Genomic DNA, 823 nt, shown 5'->3' on the forward strand with positions numbered 1-823 from the left:
TAACTGTCCGATCGGACAGATTGACCGATCGGACAGTTCTGTTGGCATGGTCAGGGGCCTGTCCCGCCGGCCCGGGCGGAGGTGGCGTCGCCGCCTGCGCCCGGGTGCGGGCCCGCCCGGGCCTATCGCAGCGGCTGGGCGCAGTTCTTGCAGCGGTCGCTGAGGATCGACAGCAGCTCGACCGCCTTGAGGGATGCGTCGCGCACCTTGGCGATGTCCTGCGACGAGTTCAGCCGGATGAGCGCGGTCTCGGCACCGTCCGAGGCGCCTTCGCGGACCGCCTCGATGATCTCGGCCGCGGGGGTGCCGTACTGGAAGAGCAGGATCTCCTTCTCCTGGTAGGCGGGCAGCTCCACCGGCAGATGCCCCAGGCCGATCCCGGCGAGGTTGCGGCTGAGAATCTGCCGGACGTTCGTGCCGAGGCGGCCGTAGCCGCCGATCTCCCGCAGGTGGCCCATCGAGGTCCGAAAGACCCCGTTGTTGCCGACCACCGCGGCCCGCAGGTCCTCCCAGGTGCCGGGGCTGTCAGTGGACACGCCGATCATCTGCGCCTCCGACATCCCTACCATCCCAGCTGGCAACCGACGTACCCCGTGCCTACGTGTACCGACACACCCAGCTCCTTTCGCCTCCCCGGGAGGAAAACCACAGCGTGCCGCCGGGGCCGGCGCCCGGTGCCCGTCGGCATCACCGAAGACCGCACCGCCGACATCACCGTCGGCAGCGCTGCCCAACTGGCCCGGTCCTTTTCCTTATCCAAAATAATATCCAAGCCCCCCGGACGGGTCCAACCGCACGATCACTTTCGAGGGTTTCGATGTCG

At 68.2% G+C, this 823-nt stretch carries 1 protein-coding gene; it reads right to left on the reverse strand.

What is annotated here, in order from left to right; all coding sequences use genetic code 11:
- Window positions 1-122: 122 nt before the first annotated feature.
- Window positions 123-560: a hypothetical protein gene (locus G6R24_RS21190; protein ID WP_163550868.1), complete on the reverse strand. Its 438-nt coding sequence runs from the start codon at window positions 558-560 to the stop codon at window positions 123-125.
- Window positions 561-823 lie beyond the last annotated feature (263 nt).

The sequence above is a fragment of the Candidatus Frankia nodulisporulans genome (genome assembly GCF_902806475.1).
Classification (GTDB): domain Bacteria; phylum Actinomycetota; class Actinomycetes; order Frankiales; family Frankiaceae; genus Frankia; species Frankia umida.

Coding starts and splice junctions, on each gene's coding strand:
- G6R24_RS21190 (WP_163550868.1), bottom strand. CDS start 560: ATGTCGGAGGCGCAGATGATCGGCGTGTCCACTGACAGCCCCGGCACC.